We start from the raw sequence: 25010 nt of genomic DNA, 5'->3' as shown, positions 1-25010 counted from the left end.
TCAAGTTTGTGAAACCAGCTTGTATGCCTATATGAACGATCGCATTGTGCGGATATGTTACAATAGTAGAGGATATATGAACACGCACGAATGGAAGAAATTCGCTGAATGCGATGGGAGGATACAGGGATGGACGAACAACAATCAAAGGTGCGATTGACTACCTTGTCAAGCAAAGGAGGATGCGGCTGTAAAATAGGCCCGGCCGATCTGTCGCAGGTATTGCGCATGCTTCCGCAGGCAGAAAAGCATCCGGATTTAATTGTTGGCCTAGATACAAGCGATGATGCAGGTGTATATCGCTTAAATGACGAGATGGCATTGGTTCAAACTGTTGATTTCTTTACACCAATTGTTGACGACGCGTATTCGTTCGGTCAGGTCGCTGCTGCGAATGCTCTTAGTGACATATACGCAATGGGCGGCAAGCCGCTAACGGCACTTAATATCGTGGCTTTCCCGATATCGAAGCTGGACAAGTCCATTTTGGCGGACATCTTGCGCGGAGCTGGCGATAAAGTGAAGGAAGCAGGAGCGACGCTCGTTGGCGGCCACTCCATTGATGATGCGGAACCGAAGTTTGGCATGGCGGTAACTGGTATTATTCATCCAGAGAAGGTACTGACGAATGCGGGTGCCAAGCCAGGGGATAAGCTGGTGCTCACAAAGCCGATAGGCGTCGGAATTATGACGACATCTTTAAAGCGCGAGCTGTTGCAGCCAGAAGAGGTTGAGCTTGTTACTCGTACCATGGCGACACTGAACAAAACGGCTGCTGAAGTCATGGCTGGATATGATGTTCATGCTTGTACAGATGTGACAGGGTTTGGTCTGCTTGGTCATAGTACAGAAATGGCATCTGGCAGCGAAGCAGGTCTTGTCATTTATGCGGAGCAAGTGCCGTTCTTGCCTCGTGTACGGGAATTGGCAGAAAGCGGAGCTGTACCGGGCGGGACGAAAAATAATTACAACCATGTGAAAGATAAAGTTGAGTTCGATGAACGATTGGACGAGATTGCACAGTGGATGCTGTGTGATGCCGTAACATCGGGCGGACTTCTCTTATCCGTTGCGGCTGCGGATACGGAAGCCATGATTCGCGACATGCGGGCGCGAGGCGTTGAAGCGGTGTGCATTGGTGAAGTAGTGGCCGATCATCCTGGACACATTCATGTAGAGGGCAGCTTTGTCGGCTAATTGCAGAGGCAGATAAAAACCGTCAGGAAGAGGGGATAGCATTCCTCCTTCCTGACGGTTTTTAGGTTGATCCTCCATATCGAAATCAGCCAGCACCCAGGGGTTAAATAGTAGGATGCTGCTGCAAAAAATGCTGTGCAAGCTGTGACAACTGTAAGGAGTTAATCTGCTGATGAGATGAATTCCATACAACCTTTTGTTTGTGGACGAGCAGTATCTGTGGGGATTTATGGGGAATCTCAAGAATTTTTGTGACTTTCTCCGATAACGCCTTTTCTTCTAAGACACGAACGACAGCAAAGGAGAATCGAGAAGATAAGTGTGGATATTTGGTCAAAAATTGATTCAGAGCGATATGGGCGATTCTGCTTGAGCCGCAGTTCGAACTGTACTTAAATAACCACAATGGTCGTTCATCTGACTGCTGAATCGTATGAATGAGCTGCTCCTCGGTAGCGATAATGGGAAGTGCATGCATGAATCTGAATCTACCTCCTTCTTGTTCCCGCTGCAATGGATGGGCAGCACTATGTAATGTCCAAGGCAGTGATAGGGAACGGTTCTATCCGACTCAAGAAGTCCATACAATGAAACTGATCGAAGAGCAATACGAGCGGTTAAGGAGGACTCCATATGCAGGACATCACATGGTTATCTTTTATATTGCTTATCTTGGCGAGCTATCGCCTAACCAGACTTATCGTGTTTGATGAAATAACCTCATTTATTCGTAAGCCATTTGTAGAGGAGCGGTTTCACACGGATGAAAATGGAGCTATATTCGCCGTAATTGATGAAAAAGGCGGCCGTTTCCATGCATTTATGCGCAAGCTCCTTACCTGTTATTGGTGCACAGGGGTATGGTCGGCGGCCCTTGTCACGGTCTGTTATCTCCTTATACCAACCTATGCTTTTCCCGTCATTCTTCTACTTGCGATTGCTGGTGCAGCGGGGATTGTGGAGTCATTTGTCAAAGGATAAGCTTGGCTGCATGCCTACTATAGGTGTCTATCAACGGGCTTACTGCACATTTCTTCTTCCATGAGGCAATTGTCTCTCAAGATTTTGGCACCTGCATCATAAGATATAGCAAAGCTGATAGGAAACTTACTCGCATCCCAAAAGAAATGAATGCAAACTATCGTCGTCCACATTCACACTTCATACCCAAGCTAGCAATTGCTTCAGCCGCTTCGCAAACGTATGCTCTGCCCGGGTTCGTTCATATCCCTTCGAGGCAATAGAATTGCGTTCGGCTTCCTCATAAATGTACTTATGAATAAGTTCGGCACATTCCTTCGGCGATTCGAAGCATATCAACTCCTTACCCGGTTCATAGAACAAGTGAAGATCAGGACGATAATCAATCAGCTGCAAACTTTGGCATGCAGCAATATCGAATGTGCGATTGTTAATCGTGTGGCCTGGCGCACCTGTCTTATTTTTATCAATTAGCGTATCATCTTCGCTGCGATGAATATTCAGCACCAGCTTCGCGCCGTTGTAATAACGGGGCGTTTCTGAGAAGTTGACCCACTTCGTGCGAAGATGGGGAACACATCCGCCTGACCAATTTACCGTGTCCCAGAAATGGCCGACAAGCTTCACGCGCAAGGTAGGATCAAGCTCTTTCATCATTTGCTGCATCATTCGCAACCTGTTGTCGTATCCCGTTCCAATAAAGCAAACGTCGCTTTCATAGGAAGGATGAGACGTGAAAGGACGGAAAATGTCCGTGTCTGTTCCGAGCGGCAAGTGGTGCACTCGCTTGCAGCCATGACGCTCATAGTATGGAACACAGCCAGAATCAATGGTGAAAATGATATCATACTCGGCAGCTACCTGCAGTGCATTGTCGATAGCATAGGGATCATCAACGAACCATACGCCAATCGGACTGCCCATTCTCCGAATGCTGCGCACAAGATCCACAGGCAAAAAAGAGCGCGGACCGCATAGAGTCAAGACGAACTCAGGCTTGAATTCGCGAATATCGGGAAGAAGCTGCTGAAGAGGTGCGCGATTTAACAGAAATATTTTACTCTCATGACTCTGACCATACAGAGCCTTCATAAGCGCATTATCGAGGATATCAATTGGCCTCCGATAACCGGAAGCGATATAGTATAGCCGCATTTAGCCCCTCCTCGTTCCTGCTGTCGAAAGAATAAAAAAGGGATGGTTTTAGCCACCACCCCAAGCCGATCAGCATTTTGATTATGATGGGAACGGATAAGGCGCACCAGGGAAAATAGTAGGGCATTGTTGTGGGAATGTGACAACACAAACATTTTCAGGGACTGGAATCACTGCCCGCGGTTGGCACAGCTCAGCTTCAACAACTAACTTGACAGGCGCTGTTACCTGAATGCTTTGGCAAATCACGATGTCCACATTGACACAAGAGTTGTCAACAACATCAAGAACTTCAATCGTTGTTGTGTTCGGAACGATCTCGCAATTGATAGTAGTTCCCGGAGGCGCGCACAACAGAACTTTCTCGAAGCGGACAAAGGTTTTCGTAAATGTGCAATGTACTACGTTAGGAACGACAGTAGTATCAATGATCGTGATTTCAAGCGTTCCTGTTTTCTTAATGACAACTCGTTGCAGGGTAACTGGTGTGCCACCAACAGTTACCACAACATTTTCTCTAATAGAACCGACTTTTTCTCCGCAGCTTACTGACAGTACCGTTGCTTGAACGCTGAATGTAGCCGGCAATGGCAAGCACAAAGCTGGATCAATGCATGCTTCATCAACAATTTGCGTCGTTAACAACACCCAATCGAATACTTTAGGAACCTCTATACATTCCAAAGAGGGTAGTGGCAAATATTCGGGGGGCGTTGTTTGCCCTTGAACTAACTTGCTCTCCATGAATGTTTCCTGCCTCCTTTATAGAATCTGAATTCAAATTCAATACAGTCTATGGGGGCTTTGTAGAAAAGGTGACACCCCCACAAAATTATTTGGAGGGGATCGCTGTGAGGCAAGAAGTCTTCTTATATTCCTCTGCAGGTGTACATTGGATTGAACTTCAATCTGATGGGTCGCTGCGACATTCCTTGTATCGTGAAGGAGAGCGGGCAAAGCAGCATCTATGGGGGTTCAGCAGTTCCGTGAAGCAGTTTAGCGCTATTCTGTTTCACGGCTATTTACATATGTTAATGGCTTCTGAAGCGGGGATTTATTATGCGAGGTGCAGCATAAATTCGCCGATTGAAGAGAAGCAGGAGCTGCGCGTTAGCGGGCATCCCAGCTCGAATCACCCCTATCTTTTTGGTTTGGGGAGAACCTTATTTTTGAGCTATACCATGATACGGAATGAGAAGTTGACTTATGTTCTTCGGCGATATGAACAGGGGAGGTGGGAAGAGCGGGAATTTTTCTATGTTCACGAAGATTATGGGGCAAACGTACATATTGAACAAGCAAGCTGGGATATAAGTGAATCAGGGGTGCTATATGGATTGCTCCTGATTCGACATGCGGACACGAATAAGCAGGAGCTCTTGCTGCTTGAGCTGGATATAGAAGCAGAGGAACCAAAGTGGGTTCCTGTCTTTACTTCTACACAAACAGAGCAGAGCTGGAAAATCACGGTGTCGGCTGCAGGGGAAGAAGAACCTTGTCTCGCCTGGATCGTCTGTAATGGGGCGACAACCAAGTTGTTTTTTGCTCGAGGAAGGAATGCTGCGCACTCCGGTCTTCCATTGAAGGTATATTTTGATAAGCAGTCAATCATCCCGCATCTCATGATGACAGGGAGCAATGGTATGCTCCTTGCGGTTACTGGCTCATCGAGGATATCCTGCACGTATTCAAGTAATGGAGGTCAGGATTGGGGCTCCTTTATGGATATTCCTTTTACACGTGAATCGAAGCTGCGCATTATACACGGGATACGTATAATTGCACACGGCATCGTTCCGGCACAACTTATTGGGTGGGGGTATCCCCACTTTCGTCCGATAGAACTGATGGATTTGCTGCATCCTTACCTCACTATGTCTAGCATGCATCCCCCTGTGCAGGATGATATGCTTCTGCAGTATGCACAGTTGCAGCTAAGTTTATGGCAACACTATGCTTCGGCAACCATTGCAGCATGGCAAGGGGAGCTAATGATGCTTGATGAACGCAAGACGCAGGAAGAGTATGCACTTCAGCGTGTGGAAGAACATATCGAAGAAATGGAGCGGGAGGAGCTACGCCTGATGGAGCAATTGCATGCGGGTGATGGCAATATGGAACCATTCGGTATTCGCCTCATACAATAACGATAGTGAATGCGTACGGGAGGGAGGGGCATCGAATGCAAATTCAGTTGAACGGCAAACCGTTATGTACGATTGCTGAGACGAGATTGATCGACGTATATCAGCTGCTGGGCAAGCACTCATTTACGTTTCATCTGGATAAAGAACGCGGCATACTCGATATTATGAACCCGCTTCAAGGATGTCGAATTGTACTGGAAAGCAAGATGGCCGAAATTGTGGATCGGTTGTGGTATCCTATTCAGTCTACGCTGTCCCAGGCTGGATTAAGAGTCACGATTGTGGATTCAGAGGACACGCGTAAGCAGATGTTGAATGAATCCAACAATCAGCGGCAAGGCATATGGATATCTGCTGTTCAGGATGATGCCATGGAAGTAAGCGTGCATTACTTTTTCCATCATCGAAAGCAGAGCAAGCAGTTGTCCCAACTGCTGATCATGAACCTGTTGAAGTACAGTGAGCTGCCAATCCGCGGCGCAAGCTTGAATTGGAAGGATCGCTCGAACTATCAATTGTCATTGGCAGGACAGTCATGGATCACTGTTGCTTTAACGTATGGCGAATTTTTGCGGTTGTCTACCGAACAGTTGATGCAATTGGCGAATGGAATTATGCGTGCCGCCGCCTCTTTCTTCTCGTATCTGCCTATTCTTGATGTCATTGAGAAGCTTCGAGCGATGGAGAAGAGAGATGGATTCGAAGTGAAGAGTGCGATGACAGAACAACCAGCGGGTATTGCAGAACCGCATCAGGAAGACATAGTCTCGTTGCAAGTGGAACATACTCAAGAAGCACAAGTTCAGCCTTCACCTCAGACGGAAGCTATTGCGTATTCGCATGAACAAGTTGAGAAGCCGGGAAGGATCGTTCTTGAGGAGAAGTTTGCTCAAGAAGAAGAGCTATATACTTCGCGTTATGATGAGCAATGCGTTGAAGCCACAGAAGAGGTGGAAACAGTTATCGAGCCAGAACAGGAGGAAGAGTGGGAACATACGGATAACGAATGGCAGTTTAATGCTGCAGAAATAGATGGCATGGCAGAAATTGTTGCAGACGAAAGCTACACTGAAGATCGCCCTGTCCATCATAGCATGACGGAAAATGAGCTTGCAGGGAATAAGGACTATGAGCAAGCAGGAAAGCATGTGGAAGTTGAGAAGGTTGAGAAGTATACGGAAGATAAGAAGAACTCTCTCACTTCGGATATTGCAATTCACAAACAACTGGATGATGAACGTGAAGATAATAGGGCAGCAATGGCAGCGTCAGCAGATAGCCAGCTGGAAGGGGAACAGGAGGCTGACGAAATGTCCAATCATCTTAATTCAAAGCAAGCGCACAATGCTCTGCAGAATGAAGCAACAGATCTTTCAGATAACGATGAGCATGCTCAGCAGCATGAGGAAAACAAGCGGCAAACCCCGAATTTTTCGACGTTTACATGGCTTCATGCGAACACCGTCAAGCGTAACGGAGATGCAAGCAACAAAGGTGTTGGAGAATATGCCTCGTTATTAAGCTATATGAACCAAAAATCGTTGACGAGCCAACCCCGCAAGGCAAAGCAGCCAGACTTGCTGACCATGCAAAGGGAGCGAGTAAAGCGTGAACAATCGCCTTCCGATCAATCGTAATATTGCGGCTCTGCGGATGACCGATTGCACGTATCGTGATATGGTGTGGCATTGCCTGCAGGAGAAGCCGCTGGAAGCATGCGGGCTGCTGTCAGGGAATGACGGACTCGCCAAGCGCTGCTGGCCTATCGTGAACATCGACCAGAGCCCAGTATCATTTACCATGGATATGGAGCAGTTGGATAGTGCACTAAAGCAAATGGAGAGAGCTGGTGAGCAATTGCTTGCCGTATTCCATTCCCATCCCGCCTCGATTCCATATCCGTCGGCTTACGATATTGAGCATGCCGCATATCCATGTTCCTATATCATTGTCTCCTTGTCGCGGCTTCGCCCTCGTGTTCGAAGCTACCGAATTGAAGGAAATACAGCGCAGCCGGAGCCGATTCAGATCGTATCGGAACAAGGAATGAAGCATGATGCACACTGAAAAGAGCATCATGCTTCTTCACGTTTTCTATTAACTATTCTTTCTGCGACTTGCTGACATTTCCTTTACTACGAGTTTAAGAATGGACGTTAGAGAATGGATTGGTAAATGTCGGCAATAAAGGACAATCCAGCTGTGTTGACAGCGCCAGTTGTGAAGTAGTTTGTCACTTGGAATTGGAATACAAACTGTACGCTAAGTGCAAGTGTGATTAATCCAAGCGATGCTGGAATCGTATAGAAGCGCACATTTTGCCAGTTGTAAGGATTCGCAACATCTGTAGTTAAACCAGTAGTTGGATCCAAGGAGCCTCCAATCAATGGTACATTCAGTCCAGGAACTGGGAACAAGCTAATCTGGAATGGGCTGAAAGCTTGAATCGTTGCAACCACGGCGTTGTCGGCAAATACAGCCATCGCAATGACAAAGTCAGCTGTAATTCCAATAGTAAGCGGAATTGGTACAGAAACAGTAGCAAAACCGTGCGTTTCACCTGGGATGAATGTAGGTTGTGACCAGATGAATTGCGGATTCGGAACTGCTGCAAAAGGCCCGTTATCATTGTCGAATTTTGCGATCTGAGGCCAAATGCGCGGTGCGTTCCCTACGTTTACAACGTTTGGCGCTGCACCTGCCAATGCTAAAGTCGCTGCAGTTGCACTATTAGCAGCAGTAACTACGTTAGCTGTGCTGCTTACGATCCGTTGAATGGGAATAAGAACCATATTCGTAAACCTCCCCTTCATCATATGAGCGAAAGAATCCGCTAGAATTCTTTCTACACTGTTAATGTATGAAAGGGGATTGCTGTAAGATTGGATGAATTACTAGATTCATTCGTACAAACTTCTTCGAACCTTTGTATCTATGTCGGAGATGAGAATGGCTTCTGTCTCGATTTTCTTGAGCTATTGCTTTATTCCATGGTTGCGGATCGGAAACTAATGCTGGTCGGATTTTCTGCGGGAAATCGCTGATCGCCCGCAATGACAAATGCATGTACTTGCAGCGGTTCTACGAGGCGATCTATATCGCATGCAATGTGGACGTCTCTTAAATCGTTCCAGACACTTGGTTGAAGGAGGAGAGGCTCCATAGATTCAATTTGGTATTCCCCGCTTCTACGACCGTAGGAAAACCAATCCTCGCGATCGAATCGCCAGCCGGTTTGCTGCTTCCCTTTCCGACTCTTATGAAGGCCATACACCTGGGCAAATTGTGGCGCTACCACTTTGCCGCTGACGTCGACGAATGCACTCGGGGATAGCTTGAGCAAAATATGTGAAAGCTGTACTGGTGCGGACGAGGTATTACGAAATCGGATATGGGCGATCAAATAGAGACGCTGCATTTCAAGATCGACATCTGCAGCAGTTTGCAGGATGACATCAATCGAAGTTGTTGCATGATTCGTCATATACAAGCTCCTCTCAACGTGGATGTTTAGATATTTTTAATATAATTTGAGATAATCGTTCCTTCATATTGCTTTGAACGCGAGGTACAGCTTCTTTCTTCATTAATATATTTTCGTTGCTTCTAAGATCGTATAGTGCTTTGCGTATGTGAACTTCCTCTTGTAGGACTGCAATTCGTTCTCCCAACTGTTGTGCCTTGACTTGCCGAGACTGTTGGATTTGCTTCATCCGGACAAGTTCAAGCTTCATTTTTATGCTGCGTTCCTTCATTTGTGCAAGCGAATCGATGACAGACTTGGCCGCATCCATGCTATGTGTCAAGTTGCGCGTGGCTCGGTAGCCTTCGATATGTGCTGCTTCCATACCATTGAGTCCAACAAGTTCATCTTCATTGTCAGTTGCAATCCATTTCTGCGGAATCGTGGAGCTTGATTGCATATCACTGATACATGTACATACTCTTGGACGTTGGATAGGCGATGTATATAAATCGCTCCATGTTTCTTGATCAATATGGTAGTGAATGCGGAACAGCAGTTCTTCTGTAACCCAGCTTAGGCAAAATTTCCCCTGATCGTATACAGACACGACATGCTCTGCATGGATGGGAGGGATGAGCGTATGGTTTTGAGCGGTCTTGGACCATTTCTTCTGCTTGTTCCAGTCATAGGCGGTGAAATAGAGCTTATTGCCCGTTTGTTTGAATAGGAAGACACTGACCCGTTCTTGAATGGGGGATAGCTCAAACGTCAATAGATCTGCTGCCGATTCAAGTTGTATATCAGGCAATGCAGCAACCGAGCTCCATTTGCAGGACGCAGGATGGAACGATTGTATGAGGAGCCTGACTTGCTGCTGTGGTGAAGCAGCAGACGCAATCAAGGCAAGGCATATCCAGACGTGCTCTTGCATGGAGAGCAGACGTAGAGAAAGAATCTCTTCTCCATGATGCACTACGGATGGAGATGACCAATGGATGCCTGACAACGATACATGCTCCACCCTCGAATGATATTGAAGGAAGGCATGGAGCTGGTTGCAGCAGCTCGTCAATTGAATATGGCGCACATGCTGGAAGATGCCGGATAACTCGCGTTTGTGCGCTTGCAAGGTACAGGGCTCGATTGCAATGTGGATGAGCTGATGGTGGATATTTACGTAAATGATGTGGACATAGTGTGCATTATCCAGGCATACTCCGTATACACCGGCCGCATCGTGGAATGTAATAGGCTTAGGTCTTTCGAGCAGGCAATGATCCAGCGGGTCGAAAAGCAATCCGTGGTCAGTGCTTCGCAATGAAGAGAAATGATATCGGGTAGACAACAGCGTTCTCATCATCGAATGGCACCCCCTTGTTATACGCGAGCTTCTGGTATCAGTGTATTCAACTGCCTCCTAAACTAGGATGAATTTCACGCTATTATAAGCAAGTCCCCGTTTTTCGAGAAACGGGCATAGTGTTTATACCAAATATGTTTTTGTGCATATAGTGATATACGGAGGTGAGCAAGGTGCTTGCATTTTGGGAAAGAATCATATTGCCACTATTGCAATCATTTGGCGTAAAACGAATTGTAGAGATTGGTGCGGAGCATGGGTTGAATACAAGCAATTTACTGCAATATTGTCGTGCGGTGAACGGTGAGTTATTTGTTATCGATCCCGCCCCGAGATTTGATATTCTGGAGTATAAAAGGCACTTTCACAAGGAATTTCATATGCTGGTAGATTATAGCTTAGAGGTTCTTCCGAACCTGAATCAATATGATTGTATCCTGATTGACGGGGATCACAATTGGTATACCGTGTATCATGAGCTGAAGCTAGTGGAATTAATGGCTCAGCAGCAAGCGCGAAAGGCGGAGAACGCAACGGCGTGCTCACTGCTGTTGAGGATTTCTTGAAACAAACCCCTTGGCATGTAAGCTTTCATCAGGCCTTGTCGAATAGTGGTCTGGGCATTATTACACCGAAGCATGAATCGATCGATGCGCATATTCAAGCCGTTTTGACTAATTCGGGGTTGTAGATGCTAGGGGCTGCAAATGTTTGAAAAAGGAGATGCGGGGCCGAGGCTCCATTATTTAGTATCGATATACTCGTACTGAATCCGATCGAGAGATCGAGATCACGAAGCAATGTGTCAGTATACACCGGCTAGGCCAAATCGGCCATAACCCGTTTACGCTTTTGGAACAAAATAATAAATATTCGAAAAAAAGTGGAGACAAAGATGTGTAGATTCATTATTTAATTATGCCGATGGATATGGGCAGATGCCATGAGAGCATAAAAATCATCCATACTTGTCTCAAGCGAACGCGTATTCTAGCCGCAGATAGTAAAAACGAATCTGCGGCTAGAAATACATACGCCGGCGGTATAATCATTGTATGATTATAGACCTGATCTTTCGATTATGCTTTGAACCTCTCTATTGAAGTAATGATGCGTTTCCGTAAAGTCTGGCATGATGATGCCAAGCCCGAACTGACTGCGCACTCGATGCAGCTGCAGCGGGATGTTAGTTTCCTTCATGAAGTCCTCTACCGCAGTTAACACTCCATTGCGATCCCCATTTTCATAGGCAGCGTTATGGACAGATGAATTATGTCCATTGTCAACGAGTTCATTTATCCCCGGCAAAATCCCTTTTTTGCGCTAGGCTTGCGATATTCCTCCGGAATAGATTCTGGAAAATAATACATATCCCGTCTGCCGTAGGGCCATTCCAGATCATGCAGGAATATTATCGGGAATTTCTTGATGCGCTCAAATTGCTTCAATTCATTGTATACGGTATACCAATTATGATCGCCATCTATAAAGGCAGCATCGCATGTATGAATATGGGGCAGAACCTTCAAGCTGTAATCCTGAACGAGAAGGAACTTGTGCGCATACATGTGCTTCATTCGCTCAATATCGAACAGAGGATACGGGTCGATGGCTATTAACTGACCATTCTCCACTGGCTTGAGATATTCAAGCAAATTAACAGTGTTATATCCTTGCGCGCATCCTATTTCTACGATCACTTTCGGCCTTGTCAGCTCAAGAATCGGATAAACGACCTGTTTCCAGAAATAAATCACTTCAGTTGCCTCCCATGATCACCACGTTTTGTACGTGAGAATGAATTCTTCGATTCTACTGGAGAGAAGGAGGGGCCATGCGGCTGTGATTTTCTCCAGTGGCCAATCCCACCATGCGATACGCTGCAAATCGTCAATGATGGAAGGGGGGAAGCGATAACGAATCACACGAGCTGGGTTGCCGCCGGCAATCGCATAAGCAGGAATGTCCTTAGTAACGATGCTCCTTGCTGCTATGACTGCGCCGTTGCCAATCGATACTCCAGAAAGAATCAACGAGTCGAAGCCAATCCATACATCGTGGCCAATCGTAACATCTCCCTTTGTTTTGGGATGTCCTAGGAAAGCTGCTGCACTAGGGAATAGTGGGTTGAAGGGGTAAGTGGTAACCCAGTCCACGTTATGTTCGCCGCCCAACATTATTGTCGTATTTAAAGCTAAAGAACAGAACTTTCCGATCGTCAAGGAAGCTTTCTCTCCCCATGTAAAGATGTGAGGAATACCGTAGGTCCAATCACCGATTTGGTATTGTTGAAAAGCTGGGTTATGGTTCAAGAAGATACTCATTCGATCTCCCCCCTCCCCTGAGATGTTAATGCTGGTGATAGCTTGCTGCTCTCCACATATTTAAGTAATGCTGGAGTGTGGTAATCGTTTCGTCCGGTACAGCATTGCCCTTAATACCGATCCCGATGACAGTATGCGGAAACAATTCCTCCCCAGCATAATCAGTGATAACCGTATCAAATGGTTTCAAAATGCTGGCGAATGCTTGCGGCGTAAAGCGCCAATAATCTGCCGGGTAGTCATGGATTGGGAAATTCATAACGGAAGTAATGATAGCAATACCGTTTGGCTTTAAGATGCGATGCACTTCTTGCATCGCAAGTCGGGGATCCTCCACGTGCTCAAGCGTATCCAAGGAGATAACAAGTCCGGCTGTTTCCGCAGGAAGATCAATATGATGGAGATCCAAGATCATATCTACACCTACACCAGGACGCATATCACATCCGACATAAGGTTTCCCGGGGAAGAAGGGACGCAAATCAGCGAATCCTTCCTGACCTTGCACTTGATACGCTCCAAATTCATATACTGGCACTTCATAGGGGAGAATGTCCGAACATATTTTCACTAAATTTTTAACGATTTGTCTCATTTCTTCACTCCTTATTCATATACCATCACCTAAATCTAGTCTCACTGTATTCAGGAATGATGGAGATGTTGAATAGGCTCCTATCTATTTGTTATTTAGCGCCCTTTTCGGTCAAATACACAGTCAAATTGGAACCTGTGCTAATACACTAATGTAAATGACCGTATCATCCGTAATGTGTATGGAGGGATCGAGTTTGAATATCATCCAGACGTTACACCAGATGTTCCGCTTGGAAGAGGAAGCATTCGTGTCGGAACTATATAGGCAGGTGTTGAACAGAGAGCCGGATTTGTCTGGTCTGAGCCATTTTGTTGGACTGCTGCGCGCAGGGCATACGAAGCTCACGATCATGATTCAGTTCATGAAGAGCAAAGAGTTGAAGCAGGCTTTGACCCGCGAAGGTAGGATCGATATGGGGGGGCACCTTTACGTATCTTTCATCGCATTTATACCTTATTAACGATCGATCCGAATGAATTTCCACATGAGCTATATCGAGAAATGCTTTGCAGAGAAGTAGAAGAGGGTGCATTTTGGCACTATTCCATCCTATTAAGACAGGGAAAGCCTCGTTTCTCGATTATTGTAGGTGTTCTTATGTCGCCTGAATGCCAAATGCTGCTACGTGCCCCCCAAGCGCCAAGACATAATGGACCTGTTGATTTCGGAAGATTTGAAATTTTGGAATACCCTCCCGCCAAGTCGATTGAAAATTGTACACCTGCACCTTCGCTTCGGCGCAAAGTGTCCATTGTCATCCTGACGTGGAACGGATTGGAGCATACGAAGCAATGTCTTGCTTCACTCGCTCCCATGGCTTCCCATGAACTGGTTAATATTGTGGTGCTGGATAACGGGAGTACGGATGGAACCGTAGCTTATCTCCGTGGTTTGAACTGGGTTACGTTAATTGAGAGCCCCCAAAATATTGGCTTTACGGCCGGCAATAATTTTGCGATTGCTCACTGTGATCTGGAAAGCGATATTTTGCTATTGAATAACGATATTCTAATTTCGCAGGCGGATTGGTTGGAGCGGCTGCAGGAGACGGCTTTCTCCTCCCCAGATATCGGAGTAGTGGGCTGCAGATTGCGCGGCGAAGACGGGAAGGTGCAGCATGCGGGGACGTACATTTTTGAGGAAACGTGCTGGGGGCAGCAAATCGGTGGAATGCAGACAGATATACGTCAATATGAAGGTGTACGCGATGTACAAGGGGTTGTATTTGCATGTGCTTATGTGAAGCGCGAACTCATTAATGTCATCGGTTCATTGGATACTGATTATTTTGCGTATTTTGAAGACACAGATTATTGTTTGCGAACGCTGGCCGCAGGATTTCGAGTTATCTACGATGGTCGGGTAACGTTGATTCATGCGCAAAATACTTCTACGAAGGTGAATAATGTAGACTTTAATCAGTTGTTCTTGCAGTCACAAGCTATATTCCGCAATAAATGGGGCCATCATCTTGCAGGGCAATATCAAGCTCACTTGAACTGGCATTCCATCGTCAATCTGCCTAGCGGATATGCGAATTCCTCCCGCAACCTTATGATCGCCCTCGACGAGCAGCATATTAAAATGCATTATCGTTATGTGTATGGCCCCGGAACACCCTTCCATACGAAGGAGCCTAATATGAGCGATGATTATCGCGTAAATATATTCAGCATGCGCAATCGAGATGCATCGGCCCCTGAGGTAGTATACGGACAAGGCGACGTGTTTTTCAAAAATGAGGGCAGATACAAAATCGGTTATACGATGCTGGAAGTGGACGGCTTGCCTGAAGAATGGGTGCGTCAGTGCAATCGAATGAACGAAGTGTGGGTTCCGTCCAGTTTCAATGTGGAAACCTTCCGCAACAGCGGGGTTCATGTCCCGATTCATGTCATCCCATTAGGGATTGATCCGAATTTTTTCAACCCAAACATCCGTTCCTTCCGCTTCTCAGAAAAATTTACGTTTTTGAGTGTATTCGAATGGGGAGAACGTAAGGCCCCTGAGGAAATGCTGCGAACATTCGCAAATGAGTTCGCCTTCGATGATGTGGTGCTCGTCTGCAAAATAACGAACAAAGATCCAGAAGTGAATGTGCGTGCGGAAATTCGGAAGCTGAATTTGAAGCATGCAGAATCCAAGATCATTATTATCGAGAATCAAACCATTCCGTCCTATTTGCTCGGAAGCTTGTATCGTTCGGCAGACTGCTTTGTGTTGCCTACAAGGGGAGAGGGCTGGGGCATGCCGATTTTGGAGTCGATGGCTTGCGGCATTCCGGTTATCGCGACAGATTGGAGCGCACAGCGAGACTTTTTGAACATTCATACCGGGTACCCCATTCAAGTGAAGAGACTGGTTCCGGCTGTAGCAAAATGTCCGTATTATAAAGGTTTTCAGTGGGCAGAGCCGGATTATGAGCATCTGGCTCATGTGATGCGCCATGTATATGAAAATCAAGAGATAGTGAAGGAGCGAAGCCTGTACATCTCGCAACTGGTGCTGTCACACTGGACGTGGGAAAATTCCGCGAAAAAATAGCGGAACGGGTTCGGCATTTATAACGGTGTAAGGAAAAGAAAAAAGGAGTGAGTGGCTATGCGTTACGTTGTGGGAATCCCGTACGTGAACCGCAAGGATTTGCTGTACCGGGCAATAGACAGTATTGAGCTGTATAGAAAACATACTTACGTATTGGATAACTCTCCAACGCGCGAGCTGAGATATGACAGTGAATTGTCGCGGCGTGTTACCGTGTATGAGCCTCCTGTACCGCTGACATTTACCCAATCGATGAATTGGTTCCAGAAGGTGGCTGCCGATCAGGAAGCCGATGCGGTGTTCTATATGCATAATGATGCAGAGGCGCATCCGGGTACGCCGGAAGCATTTTTGGCTGTGCTTGAGGAGTTGAAGAATAGTGGACGAAAGTGGGGGCTTGCCTTAACGAACTTTGATGCACTCGCTGCTTACAATATGGAGGCGGTAAGAGCTGCAGGATCATGGGATACTGTGTTCAGCAGTTATTTTGCCGATATAGACTATCATCGCAGGTTAAGACTTGCTGGTTATGATGAAGTGTTTACAGGGTTGGCGGTCGATCATCATGTAAGCTCAACAAGAAAGTCAGATGCTCGTTATAACTTTATTATTGATACCACCTGGCCCTTGTATGAACGGTATTATGAGCTGAAGTGGGGCGGCAAGATGGCTGAGGAAACATATATGACACCATTCAATCTTACGTAGTGGAGGAGATTGTCGTGCTGCTGTCTGACGTCAATGGGGTATACGACGCCGTATACAGCCTAGGTTCTAATTGCTACCCCGCACAGCGTTTAGAACGTTATGGCTTGCGGCCATATAGCGGTGTGATCGATTGGATGTATTCCAATTCGACGCCAGGGGTAAGTATGCTGCTTCGCAATCGATTTGCCAAGTTCATGCATCCCGATCACTTTGTCGTGGAAAGCATCGTGTTTTACCATAACTATTGTGTGAGAGATCGGGTGTATCATGTCCAGTCTGTACATGATTTTTTGCATTCGGCTCGGCGGAGGGGAATTGCCTTAAAATATCCGACATTCATGGAGACCTTGCAGCGAAGAATTCATCGCTTCCTAACGAAGGCGGAGCACAGCAAGCGCCTCTTCTTCCTCCGTATGAACGCCTCCTATGAGGAAGCCGCGGAGCTGGAGGCTGCTCTGGCTTCGCTCGTAAAGCACCAATTCAGCTTGCTGGTTGTGAATCCCGGCAGCGAGTATCGAGTAGTAGATCTGAACTGGCCGCTCGCCAATACATGTGGGCTAATGCTCCCTATTGGCTGGGATGAAGAGTGCGATAGAGTATGGAATGAAGTATTTGCCCATATCCGATATGAGGCTGCTAAATAAGATTCGTGCCGCTGGACATGAAATAGGCCCCACTCCGATAACAATCGGGTGGGGCCTATTTCATGGAACATTTACCGTTGCAATTGCGGCGCCACAGCGTGAAACACATTCGTCAAATTATTCATGATGCGCGGCCAATTGTAGTGCTGTGCCGTCGCCATGGCATTGGCCGTGATGTAGGCGGCGAATTGAGGATCGGTCAGTATGCGCAGGATACCTTGCGAAACGCCGGCAACATCCCCTTTTTCCACCAGAATACAATTCCACTCATTGTGACAGAATTCCTCGTTTCCTTCTGCCTTGGTAGTTACCACCGGAGCTCCGCAGGCCATTGCCTCTAATATAGGAAGCCCGAAGCCCTCGTGATAGGAGGTTTGGACGAATACTCCACAGTTGGCGTATAAATAGGCAACATGATGGTCATCAGGATGAGAGAAATGTAAATGAGAGATCCCTTGCAGATGAGGCGGTTCTACGCCAAAGGTGATCATCGATGCTTGCGGAAGCCTGGAGCATACATCTTTCGCAGCTTGAACCGTAATATCAAAGCCTTTCAAATGCTGGCTCCGGCGGCTGCAGGCAAGAATCCGGAAAGGATCATAATCATGGGTGCGGTTCGGCTTATACAGATCGAAGTCTACCGCAATGGAAATATTGCTTGCGTGCTGCTGGAATCGCTCTAGCAGTTGCTTTGTCGTCCAATCCGCTATGGTCATCATATGCACGGGAACGCGGTACGTATTCCGAACTCGCTCTTGCATATCATTCCAGTTTGGGTAATAGCTTTCTTCAATATCCTGCACAAGGTACAGCGGCACGCCGCTTCCGCCACGATTGCGGTCACAGCTGTGCCATACGGCGGAGAGTGTTTTCCACCATGTTGCGACCTTAATGCAGTTCATTTGCTTCAAGTAGCGCATCATGGACGTATAATTGGCGAAGCGGCGAACAGGCACTTTAAGCGGGAACCAGTTTGGCTGCTTATCCAGCGCAAATAAATGTACTTTGACACCCATATCATGCAGTCGATTGACTTGCTCGAATACGTTGCGGATGCCGCCGGACAAGCCGGTCAATTCAAGCACGTATACGACTTCGAGAGGAGCTGTCATCGGATGATTTTCCCTCCCCATTTCATCCAGAATTTTTTTCTTGCTTCCATTTCTTTTTGTCTCCAATAGGGATTTTTGTTTGCTTTCGTCGTGCCTCGAGTATACCCTTCGGCATGGAGCGCACAGGCAGTTCCACAATATACAACACGGTAGCCATGCATCTTGGCGCGATAACAGAGGTCAACATCCTCAAAAGCAATGAAAAAGTCCTCGGATAATAGGCCAACCTGGTCGAGGAGCTGTCTGCGTATGAGCATTAAAGCACCGGTTACAGCATTCATATCCTCCACGGCCAAGGCAGGCTCGTAGTCGGCGGGCTGCCGGCGGTAGCGGTGATCGAAATGCCCCTTTGCTGTCGGGATAACACCGCCATGCTGTATCGTTCTATCTGGGTAGAGAAGTCTCGCACCGACGATGCCGATTGCGGGATCACTATTCATGGTAGCGATCAGATGGTGGAGCCATCCGGGTTCATGAAAAAATACGTCATTATTGACGAGCAAGATGTACTGTCCCTTGGCGTGCCGAATGCCCAAATTGACGCTATGACTGAAGCCGTTATTGTTCGGCTTGGCAATGAATTGGACTTGAAGAGGAGCTGCCCATCTTGCCAACTCCTCCTGTATAGAGCCAGAGCTTCCATCATCGACAACGATAATTTCATAGGGTAAGTCGTGCACGGTATGGATGAAGCTGTGCACGCAATGCTTAACGAGATCGGTGTGATGGATTGTAGGAACAATGACACTAATCATAAGGTTGCCATCTCCCTTTTTAACGCGAAGATATTTCCTGTAGACGATGCAGCATACGGGCTGCGCTTGCTTGCCATGTGAATTGCTCCTTTACCGTATGTCGTCCAAGAGCGGCCTTGGCGGCGGCTTCTTCCCGATTCACATACACATGCCTCATTAGTTGCCTTAAGTGCATGAGGTCAGGAACTGCCCACAGCATGCGGGAATTCCCAGGGTGAGCCGGCGCGAACTTTTGGACGGAGATAAGATATCCGTTGGCATCATTGACGAAATCAAGATGAGCCGACCAGCGTGTTGTAATGACAGGAAGGCCTGAAGCCATTGCCTCCATGACGGTTAAGCTCCACCCTTCCCCCCGAGTAGGGAGCACGTAGCTGTCGGCACTGTTGTAGAGCATTGCCAATTCCGGTTCACTCCAACTGTGTATGGCAGAGATAAGAATGATTGAGGAACGGGACTTTCCTGCCGTCTTGAAGGCAATCGAATCAATATAGGCTTGCTGACGGCCGATCTCCTCCTCCGTAGTGGAACGCGTTTTAATAATGAGGCACACATCCTCGAACTCTGCAAATTCTTCGAGGAAGGCAGTAATTAAGATGTCAATGCCTTTGCGATCATCGAAGGAGCAGACGGATAAGAAGGTATAGCTTCGTTTGCCGGGAATCGGGAGCGGAGGATGATCGGGAGAGAACATGGTTGAATCGATACCGTATGGCATCACTTGAATTTTGTGCAAGGGAACTCCGGAACGGTGGAAGGTTTCCCGATTGAAGCTGGACGGCACCCATACTTCATCCATGCTGCTGCATCTTCTGGACCACATGAATGGTAGTCGACTGCATTCGTACATGGTCATGCCAATGGTGAATCGATGAATGTCCTTCACAAATTGAATCGCGGGGTAGTGAGTAAATACAATATGATTCTCTGGCAGTGGAGCGTGTGAAATCGCCTGCAAAGCAGCTTCTATGTCCGGCTCCATGGGAACTCTGACGACTTCAGGATGAATCGGAGTATAGTGAAATTGCACACCCATCTTCATAAGTTCAAGGACGACATGACGATTCGCCTTCGCATATCCAGTCGGTTCAAATATAGTGCCGATATTGTGAACATACATTGCGTCCGTTCCACCTCTCTACAAAAACGTGCTATATCCACGCAGCTTCAAATGCTCCACCATTTTTTTGATATCCTGCGTCCTTTCTTTCGGGCAGACGAGCACCACATCATCTGTAGCGACAACGACCAAATCCTCAATCCCGACAGTCGCTATCAGCTGCTCTGTTGCCCCATAAATGATACAGCGTTCCGTATCGATCCCTTCATGGAGACCATGAACAATATTGAGATGAGCGTCAAATTGATGAATGCGCTCCAGCGCATTCCAATTGCCGAGATCATCCCAGCCGTAATGGACAGGAATCATATAAATGGATTCACATTTTTCGATGACGCCATAGTCAATGGATTGCTTCTTGAGACTACTGTATGCGGTTCTGAGCTGTTGTTGACCGTTCTCTTGATCGTTCAACATGTCCTTCATATCTAATAAGGCCCGGTACAGCTCAGGAAGGTGCAGATGAATCAGGTTCATAATCGTCGAAGCTCTCCAAATAAATGTCCCTGTGTTCCAATAGTGGCATCCGTCTGCGAAAATATTGGTCGCAATGTTCAGGTCGGGCTTTTCGATAAATTTTTCGACTGGGGTAATTATGGCTGACTTCGTTGCTGCTGAACTTCCTATGTTTCCTATTCCTCCTGCACTTCCAGAATGGCCAATGCTCTCCGCGTTCTGCTGGATACGAATGTAGCCATATCCAGTTTCGGGACGTGTTGGCTTGACGCCTAACGTAACGACACATTGCTCCTGTTCGGCACGATAGACGGCTGACCGCAATGCTTCATGAAAAGCATCCGTATCAGAGATATAGTGATCAGACGGTAATGTAATCAGAACAGGATCCTCGTCAGCCGCTATCATGTGAAGCGCAGAAAGACCGATACAGGCGGCTGTATCTCTCGCCATCGGCTCGACAATAATGTTCTTGAGCGGGAAATCTGGAAGTTGCCTGCGAATGATAGGAATGTACTCTTCAAGGGATACGATATAGATATGTTCGAGCGGCATATATTCAAGCATTCGCTGCAGTGTATCGGCGATCATGGATTGCTGGTGAAGAATGGGCAAAAATTGCTTGGGATAGTCTGCTCGGCTGAAAGGCCAAAATCTGGTTCCGGTTCCGCCAGCCAATATAACTGCCTTAACGGTCGCGATGTGAAACACCTCCTGAAAAAAGACAGTGATGACAATCATGGGTTATTACTACATATGTACCTAGTGGGGAAAAGGGCACGGCGATTGTCGGAGTGGATTTCTGAGGCGGAATGCTATAGTCTTAAAAGTAGATCGAAATCGAGAAAATATGTTGAGATTCGTCATAGTATAGCAAGTGACAACAAGAGGTGAGAGGGTATGCACGATATTTCATTAGAACAGTGTATGGCATTGCGGGTCAAGGAGGCAACGCTTGTTGATGTGCGTTCGCCAGGAGAATTCGCTGAATTCCGAATACCAGGAAGCATTAATATTCCCTTGTTCAACAATGAAGAACGGGCGGAAATCGGAACGATATACAAGCAGATAAGTATAGAAGCGGCCAAGGAGCGGGGCTTAGAGATCGCATCAGCCAAGCTTCCCCTATTATATAAGCAATTCAAGGAGCTGCCTGGCACGATCGTCATTTACTGCTGGCGGGGCGGCATGCGAAGCCGTACAATGGCTACGTGCATGTCTTTGATGGGGCTGAAGCCATACCGACTGTCAGGCGGCATTCGCACCTATCGTCAATGGATTCAAGAATCACTGGAGCAATATGAATGGCGAGTTCCGTGTGTGGTATTGTCAGGACATACGGGAACAGGGAAGACCGATATTTTGCGCCGTTTGCAAACAGAGGGATATCCTGTGCTTGATTTGGAAGAGATGGCCGGACACCGGGGATCTGTATTCGGACATATCGGACAAGCTCCGAATAATCAGAAAATGTTCGATGCCATGCTGTACGAGAAGATGGAGCAGATGAAGGCCGCAAAAGTCCCTTGCATCCTGCTTGAGGCGGAAAGTCGAAGAATTGGCAAGGTCATGCTGCCTGAATTCCTGATGAACGCCAAGAAAGCCGGTACGGTGCTTGATATCCAACTGCCGATACAGGAGCGGGTTCGAAATATCGTAAAGGAATATGAGCCATCCAAGCATCCGATGGCCATTCGTGAAGCCTTTGCACGCATTCAGCGCCGTATGCATACGCCACATGCGCACGCTATTGCTGAGGCTCTTCGCATGGAGAACTATGGGGAAGCTGTGTCGCTCATGCTTACACACTACTATGATTCCCGGTACGATCATGCTTCCATCGGCTATGAAGGAGAGATACATTCAATTGCGGCAGCACATGTAGATGATGCATTGCGACAAATTAAGGCCCATCTTGGACGAATGGGACTATCATAGCACGAGTTACAGGCTTCACCTTTACCGTTAGGCGAAGGTGAAGCCTGTTGTCTGCGACAGGGCTGAAATGAGATCCTGTGCAGCCTTCTCCGGTGAAAAATGAGAAAGTGTATGCTGCATGGCAATTTGTCCCTTGATGGCAGCTTCCTCATAATTGGATACTACGTTCCGCATTAAGCAGCGCAGTGCTTCGATCGATGATTCGGCCCACAACTGATCCGGCTGATATCCTTGATAATAAGGCTGAGGGGTTACAGGGACGAGATGGTAGGGAATTAAGTAGCTGTTATATTCATTCAAAAAATCTAGATGGCCGCCCCATCCGGTCACAATAATAGGCACTCCCCGCATGGCGGCTTCCAACACAGGGTAACCGACACCTTCCCCACGGCTCGGCAGCACAAAAGCATGACTGCTTCGATATAAGGCATCCATCTCCATCTCACTGCGCAGCTCCAGATCAAGATAGACAGGCGCGGGATGATGTGGTAACTGGAGTTCTTTCTTCAAACGCTCCACAATATGATACAAGTCTGGAGAACCTGCGGTCTTAATAATGAGAGAAACAGGATCATTTGCGGTAAATTCACTCCAAAATGCTTTGAGCAAAATATCGATTCCTTTGCGATCGATCCAAGAGCAAACGGATAAAAACGAAATGGCGGCAAATGGTTTACATATGCGGGTGTGTATTCTAGCGAAGGTGGATGAAAGGGCTCGGATAGACAAGGCCGAACGTGATACAGCGGTACTTGGACACCGGATTGACGAAATACGCTGATGTTATGGATGCTGGGCAATAGAACGCCGCTCATTTGATTCGCTTGCTTAATCCAGTTATCCGGTATTTTGGAGGTTTCCCAATAGGTAAATCCGAAAGAAGCTCGTAGCTTTCTTCGCCAAAAATCCGGGATGTAGTGATAGACGCTAACTCGCTGCACAGTGCTACGCCGCTTTCGGAGCATGTGCTCCAGCACGGCTTGTTGTTCGGCTGGTAGCCCTACCTGCGGCAGCCCTTGATAGGTTTCAAGCTTCACATCTACTCCGGCAGCATGCAGTGCGAGTACATATTCTCTGGTTGCCTTGGCATATCCACTGGAATCAAATGCAGCGCCATGCCATATGATTTGCGCCATCCTCATGTTCCCCTCCAATCTCTATCGTCATTTTACTCGCAAACCGGCACGATGTGTCACGGCTATTCCCACGAATCTTAGCACAGTAGGCCGCATATTGATTAACTGATTGACTGCATTCAGCAAGATATTGCTTCTAAGGAGTGTGGATAATGAGGATTATGATATGGTGTGCCAATATGATATCTGCTGGTGGTGGAGCCAGATTATTATCAAATATGCTGCCTGCCATGGCCAGACAGGTTGATATTGATCTTGTCAGACTAGTCATCTCGCCTGATACGAAATTCAAGGAGCGTTTGGATACATCCGGCTACCCCAATATTGATATTGTGTATTTTAGCGGAAGCATTCAATCGCCCGAAGCAAGTATACTATTAGCGGATTGTCATGTTGTTTATTTCTTTTGGCCGCATGGGCCAGCTTATGTGAAGGTAGCTCTTCCGACGATATGCACCTTTCATGATGCAACGATCTTTGACTTTGTACCACCATATGTGTCAGGCTCAATCATCCAGCAAGCTTGGCGGGACGCACAGGAATGGCTACGTAATATGACCTCGATTGTCGTGTCTTCGCGTCATGTGCAAAATCGATTAATTCATTATTTCGGTGAGGTGGGCAATAACGCGACTATTATCCCACATGCCATATTGCCCGCAGATCCAATAAAACACTTGAACAAGGAGACGATAAGTGCTGATGTCGCTGTACGTCTCCCGCCGCTATATATCGTATATCCGAGTAATATATCTCCGCACAAAAACCACTATAATTTGCTGCTGGGCTATTCCCGCTGCACCGCTTCTGGCAAAGTTCCTCTCGTTTTGTTTGGCCATAATACGGAATTGCTGCGCTCTGCTCCTCCACTGTGGCCGGAACAGATGTATGTGCCTACGCTGATATCATTAATGGAGAGATCGGGACTCCGCGTGGATGCAGACATTTATCCATTGGGATTCATTCAGGATTCGAATGTGATTCCTATAATCAGGAAAGCCCAGGCGCTCATTATGCCGAGCATGTCAGAGGGTGGCGGGAGCTACCCTGTTGAAGAAGCACTGCGGCTCGGAGTACCAGTACTATGCTCAGATATCCCTGTAATGAGAGAACATTTGGCAAGGCATAGTGCAGATATCCTTTGGTTCGATCCAGAATCTCCGGATTCCATCGCTCAGGCATTGCAGCTTCTTTTTGATAACTACAATCATTATAAATCGTCAGCGCAGCAAGGCATGCATGATCCGACGGATACATGGGATCAGATCGCGAGTCAATATATACATGTATTCCGTGTAGCGTACTTGAAATATTACGGCATGATATAGAACGTTTGCTGCTAGGCTAGGTACGTGTTTGTCTATATTAG

28 protein-coding genes are annotated in these 25010 nt (G+C 47.0%); 12 read left to right on the top strand and 16 right to left on the bottom strand.

All coding sequences use genetic code 11. The features are described 5' to 3' along the window. Nucleotides 1-129: 129 nt before the first annotated feature. Nucleotides 130-1197, top strand: a complete 1068-nt coding sequence (gene selD / locus PAV_RS17810; protein ID WP_005548684.1) for a selenide, water dikinase SelD — start codon at nt 130-132, stop codon at nt 1195-1197. A gap of 103 nt (nt 1198-1300) precedes the next feature. On the opposite strand, the gene ytxJ is transcribed toward selD, so the two are convergent. Continuing rightward, entirely contained in the window at nt 1301-1675 is a 375-nt protein-coding gene (ytxJ, locus tag PAV_RS17805) for a bacillithiol system redox-active protein YtxJ (protein ID WP_005548683.1), read from the bottom strand. A 155-nt stretch (nt 1676-1830) separates the two neighbouring features. Between ytxJ and PAV_RS17800 the strand changes: the two genes are divergently transcribed. Next, complete coding sequence (locus PAV_RS17800; protein WP_005548682.1) at nt 1831-2178, top strand: DUF1360 domain-containing protein; 348 nt, start codon at nt 1831-1833, stop codon at nt 2176-2178. 180 nt (nt 2179-2358) lie between these two features. Here the strand turns inward: PAV_RS17800 and PAV_RS17795 are convergent, their stop codons facing one another. Both PAV_RS17795 and PAV_RS17790 read right to left on the bottom strand, forming a co-directional pair. Further along, nucleotides 2359-3333 (bottom strand): CgeB family protein, encoded by a 975-nt coding sequence (locus PAV_RS17795; protein ID WP_005548680.1) that lies wholly within the window; start codon nt 3331-3333, stop codon nt 2359-2361. An 81-nt stretch (nt 3334-3414) separates the two neighbouring features. Next, nucleotides 3415-4077: a BMQ_0737 family morphogenetic spore coat protein gene (locus tag PAV_RS17790; RefSeq protein ID WP_005548678.1), complete on the bottom strand. Its 663-nt coding sequence runs from the start codon at nt 4075-4077 to the stop codon at nt 3415-3417. A gap of 107 nt (nt 4078-4184) precedes the next feature. Here PAV_RS17790 and PAV_RS17785 point away from each other — a divergent pair, with 107 nt between their 5' ends. From PAV_RS17785 to PAV_RS17775, 3 genes are read left to right on the top strand one after another with little or no spacing between them, the layout of a single operon-like run. Then, nucleotides 4185-5480, top strand: coding sequence for a hypothetical protein (locus PAV_RS17785; RefSeq protein ID WP_005548676.1), 1296 nt, complete (start codon nt 4185-4187; stop codon nt 5478-5480). Between the two features lie 35 nt (nt 5481-5515). Further along, entirely contained in the window at nt 5516-7117 is a 1602-nt protein-coding gene (locus tag PAV_RS32480) for a hypothetical protein (protein ID WP_005548675.1), read from the top strand. Further along, nucleotides 7089-7547, top strand: a complete 459-nt coding sequence (locus PAV_RS17775; RefSeq protein ID WP_005548674.1) for a M67 family metallopeptidase — start codon at nt 7089-7091, stop codon at nt 7545-7547. Before PAV_RS32480 ends, PAV_RS17775 begins: the two co-directional genes overlap by 29 nt. 89 nt (nt 7548-7636) lie before the next feature. Here PAV_RS17775 and PAV_RS17770 read toward each other — a convergent pair whose 3' ends face one another. The 3 genes from PAV_RS17770 to PAV_RS17760 form a co-directional block, all read right to left on the bottom strand. Beyond that, nucleotides 7637-8272: a hypothetical protein gene (locus PAV_RS17770; protein ID WP_005548672.1), complete on the bottom strand. Its 636-nt coding sequence runs from the start codon at nt 8270-8272 to the stop codon at nt 7637-7639. A gap of 191 nt (nt 8273-8463) precedes the next feature. After that, a complete protein-coding gene (locus PAV_RS17765) occupies nt 8464-8964 on the bottom strand; it encodes a hypothetical protein (protein WP_005548670.1) in 501 nt (166 codons plus the stop codon). A gap of 13 nt (nt 8965-8977) precedes the next feature. Continuing rightward, a complete protein-coding gene (locus tag PAV_RS17760) occupies nt 8978-10306 on the bottom strand; it encodes a hypothetical protein (protein ID WP_005548668.1) in 1329 nt (442 codons plus the stop codon). 173 nt (nt 10307-10479) lie between these two features. Here PAV_RS17760 and PAV_RS17755 point away from each other — a divergent pair, with 173 nt between their 5' ends. Then, nucleotides 10480-10872 (top strand): class I SAM-dependent methyltransferase, encoded by a 393-nt coding sequence (locus PAV_RS17755; RefSeq protein ID WP_005548666.1) that lies wholly within the window; start codon nt 10480-10482, stop codon nt 10870-10872. A gap of 493 nt (nt 10873-11365) precedes the next feature. Here PAV_RS17755 and PAV_RS37325 read toward each other — a convergent pair whose 3' ends face one another. The 4 genes from PAV_RS37325 to PAV_RS17740 are packed head-to-tail and all read right to left on the bottom strand — an operon-like array spanning nt 11366 to nt 13225. Then, nucleotides 11366-11614, bottom strand: a complete 249-nt coding sequence (locus PAV_RS37325; protein WP_338010906.1) for a hypothetical protein — start codon at nt 11612-11614, stop codon at nt 11366-11368. Beyond that, nucleotides 11602-12063, bottom strand: coding sequence for a class I SAM-dependent methyltransferase (locus PAV_RS17750; protein WP_005548662.1), 462 nt, complete (start codon nt 12061-12063; stop codon nt 11602-11604). The genes PAV_RS37325 and PAV_RS17750 overlap by 13 nt, the downstream gene beginning before the upstream one ends. Before the next feature lie 18 nt (nt 12064-12081). Then, on the bottom strand, nt 12082-12630 hold the full coding sequence (locus PAV_RS17745) for a CatB-related O-acetyltransferase (protein ID WP_005548660.1): 549 nt from the start codon (nt 12628-12630) through the stop codon (nt 12082-12084). Nucleotides 12631-12655: 25 nt separating this feature from the next. Continuing rightward, a complete protein-coding gene (locus PAV_RS17740) occupies nt 12656-13225 on the bottom strand; it encodes a class I SAM-dependent methyltransferase (RefSeq protein ID WP_005548658.1) in 570 nt (189 codons plus the stop codon). A 196-nt stretch (nt 13226-13421) separates the two neighbouring features. Here PAV_RS17740 and PAV_RS36305 point away from each other — a divergent pair, with 196 nt between their 5' ends. Genes PAV_RS36305 through PAV_RS17720 form a run of 4 tightly spaced genes read left to right on the top strand, consistent with a single transcriptional unit; the run spans nt 13422 to nt 17124 of the window. Then, nucleotides 13422-13688: a DUF4214 domain-containing protein gene (locus tag PAV_RS36305; RefSeq protein WP_005548656.1), complete on the top strand. Its 267-nt coding sequence runs from the start codon at nt 13422-13424 to the stop codon at nt 13686-13688. A 41-nt stretch (nt 13689-13729) separates the two neighbouring features. Next, nucleotides 13730-15772, top strand: coding sequence for a glycosyltransferase (locus tag PAV_RS17730; RefSeq protein ID WP_005548654.1), 2043 nt, complete (start codon nt 13730-13732; stop codon nt 15770-15772). 57 nt (nt 15773-15829) lie between these two features. After that, nucleotides 15830-16480, top strand: a complete 651-nt coding sequence (locus tag PAV_RS17725) for a glycosyltransferase family 2 protein (protein ID WP_005548652.1) — start codon at nt 15830-15832, stop codon at nt 16478-16480. A gap of 14 nt (nt 16481-16494) precedes the next feature. Continuing rightward, the gene (locus PAV_RS17720) at nt 16495-17124 is read left to right on the top strand and encodes a DUF1796 family putative cysteine peptidase (protein WP_005548650.1); all 630 of its coding nucleotides are present in this window, start codon (nt 16495-16497) and stop codon (nt 17122-17124) included. 71 nt (nt 17125-17195) lie between these two features. On the opposite strand, the gene PAV_RS17715 is transcribed toward PAV_RS17720, so the two are convergent. The 4 genes from PAV_RS17715 to PAV_RS17700 are packed head-to-tail and all read right to left on the bottom strand — an operon-like array spanning nt 17196 to nt 21308. Beyond that, the gene (locus PAV_RS17715) at nt 17196-18236 is read right to left on the bottom strand and encodes a glycosyltransferase family 4 protein (RefSeq protein WP_005548649.1); all 1041 of its coding nucleotides are present in this window, start codon (nt 18234-18236) and stop codon (nt 17196-17198) included. Then, nucleotides 18233-18991: a glycosyltransferase family 2 protein gene (locus PAV_RS17710; RefSeq protein WP_005548647.1), complete on the bottom strand. Its 759-nt coding sequence runs from the start codon at nt 18989-18991 to the stop codon at nt 18233-18235. Before PAV_RS17710 ends, PAV_RS17715 begins: the two co-directional genes overlap by 4 nt. A gap of 19 nt (nt 18992-19010) precedes the next feature. Continuing rightward, the gene (locus PAV_RS17705) at nt 19011-20111 is read right to left on the bottom strand and encodes a glycosyltransferase family 4 protein (protein WP_005548644.1); all 1101 of its coding nucleotides are present in this window, start codon (nt 20109-20111) and stop codon (nt 19011-19013) included. A gap of 18 nt (nt 20112-20129) precedes the next feature. Next, complete coding sequence (locus tag PAV_RS17700; RefSeq protein WP_005548642.1) at nt 20130-21308, bottom strand: mannose-1-phosphate guanylyltransferase; 1179 nt, start codon at nt 21306-21308, stop codon at nt 20130-20132. Nucleotides 21309-21467: 159 nt separating this feature from the next. Between PAV_RS17700 and mnmH the strand changes: the two genes are divergently transcribed. Then, entirely contained in the window at nt 21468-22505 is a 1038-nt protein-coding gene (mnmH, locus tag PAV_RS17695) for a tRNA 2-selenouridine(34) synthase MnmH (protein WP_005548640.1), read from the top strand. Nucleotides 22506-22532: 27 nt separating this feature from the next. Here mnmH and PAV_RS36300 read toward each other — a convergent pair whose 3' ends face one another. Next, entirely contained in the window at nt 22533-23114 is a 582-nt protein-coding gene (locus PAV_RS36300; RefSeq protein ID WP_238555854.1) for a glycosyltransferase, read from the bottom strand. Continuing rightward, on the bottom strand, nt 23012-23641 hold the full coding sequence (locus PAV_RS36295; RefSeq protein WP_238555853.1) for a hypothetical protein: 630 nt from the start codon (nt 23639-23641) through the stop codon (nt 23012-23014). Before PAV_RS36295 ends, PAV_RS36300 begins: the two co-directional genes overlap by 103 nt. A 152-nt stretch (nt 23642-23793) precedes the next feature. Here PAV_RS36295 and PAV_RS17685 point away from each other — a divergent pair, with 152 nt between their 5' ends. Further along, nucleotides 23794-24969, top strand: a complete 1176-nt coding sequence (locus PAV_RS17685; protein ID WP_005548634.1) for a glycosyltransferase — start codon at nt 23794-23796, stop codon at nt 24967-24969. Nucleotides 24970-25010: the final 41 nt, after the last annotated feature.

It is taken from the genome of Paenibacillus alvei DSM 29, from assembly GCF_000293805.1.
In the GTDB taxonomy this organism is placed as follows: Bacteria; Bacillota; Bacilli; order Paenibacillales; family Paenibacillaceae; genus Paenibacillus_B; species Paenibacillus_B alvei.
Note: the sequence above shows the minus strand (reverse complement) of the source record. Positions and strands in the feature narration are given on the sequence as shown.

Excerpts from the sequence above, each read along its gene's own strand:
- selD (WP_005548684.1), top strand. The coding sequence starts at position 130 with ATGGACGAACAACAATCAAAGGTGCGATTGACTACCTTGTCAAGCAAA.
- ytxJ (WP_005548683.1), bottom strand. The coding sequence starts at position 1,675 with ATGCATGCACTTCCCATTATCGCTACCGAGGAGCAGCTCATTCATACG.
- PAV_RS17800 (WP_005548682.1), top strand. The coding sequence starts at position 1,831 with ATGCAGGACATCACATGGTTATCTTTTATATTGCTTATCTTGGCGAGC.
- PAV_RS17795 (WP_005548680.1), bottom strand. The coding sequence starts at position 3,333 with ATGCGGCTATACTATATCGCTTCCGGTTATCGGAGGCCAATTGATATC.
- PAV_RS17790 (WP_005548678.1), bottom strand. The coding sequence starts at position 4,077 with ATGGAGAGCAAGTTAGTTCAAGGGCAAACAACGCCCCCCGAATATTTG.
- PAV_RS32480 (WP_005548675.1), top strand. The coding sequence starts at position 5,516 with ATGCAAATTCAGTTGAACGGCAAACCGTTATGTACGATTGCTGAGACG.
- PAV_RS17770 (WP_005548672.1), bottom strand. The coding sequence starts at position 8,272 with ATGGTTCTTATTCCCATTCAACGGATCGTAAGCAGCACAGCTAACGTA.
- PAV_RS17765 (WP_005548670.1), bottom strand. The coding sequence starts at position 8,964 with ATGACGAATCATGCAACAACTTCGATTGATGTCATCCTGCAAACTGCT.
- PAV_RS17760 (WP_005548668.1), bottom strand. The coding sequence starts at position 10,306 with ATGATGAGAACGCTGTTGTCTACCCGATATCATTTCTCTTCATTGCGA.
- PAV_RS17745 (WP_005548660.1), bottom strand. The coding sequence starts at position 12,630 with ATGAGTATCTTCTTGAACCATAACCCAGCTTTTCAACAATACCAAATC.
- PAV_RS17740 (WP_005548658.1), bottom strand. The coding sequence starts at position 13,225 with ATGAGACAAATCGTTAAAAATTTAGTGAAAATATGTTCGGACATTCTC.
- PAV_RS17730 (WP_005548654.1), top strand. The coding sequence starts at position 13,730 with ATGCTTTGCAGAGAAGTAGAAGAGGGTGCATTTTGGCACTATTCCATC.
- PAV_RS17725 (WP_005548652.1), top strand. The coding sequence starts at position 15,830 with ATGCGTTACGTTGTGGGAATCCCGTACGTGAACCGCAAGGATTTGCTG.
- PAV_RS17715 (WP_005548649.1), bottom strand. The coding sequence starts at position 18,236 with ATGACAGCTCCTCTCGAAGTCGTATACGTGCTTGAATTGACCGGCTTG.
- PAV_RS17710 (WP_005548647.1), bottom strand. The coding sequence starts at position 18,991 with ATGATTAGTGTCATTGTTCCTACAATCCATCACACCGATCTCGTTAAG.
- PAV_RS17705 (WP_005548644.1), bottom strand. The coding sequence starts at position 20,111 with ATGTATGTTCACAATATCGGCACTATATTTGAACCGACTGGATATGCG.
- PAV_RS17700 (WP_005548642.1), bottom strand. The coding sequence starts at position 21,308 with ATGATTGTCATCACTGTCTTTTTTCAGGAGGTGTTTCACATCGCGACC.
- mnmH (WP_005548640.1), top strand. The coding sequence starts at position 21,468 with ATGCACGATATTTCATTAGAACAGTGTATGGCATTGCGGGTCAAGGAG.
- PAV_RS36295 (WP_238555853.1), bottom strand. The coding sequence starts at position 23,641 with ATGGCGCAAATCATATGGCATGGCGCTGCATTTGATTCCAGTGGATAT.
- PAV_RS17685 (WP_005548634.1), top strand. The coding sequence starts at position 23,794 with ATGAGGATTATGATATGGTGTGCCAATATGATATCTGCTGGTGGTGGA.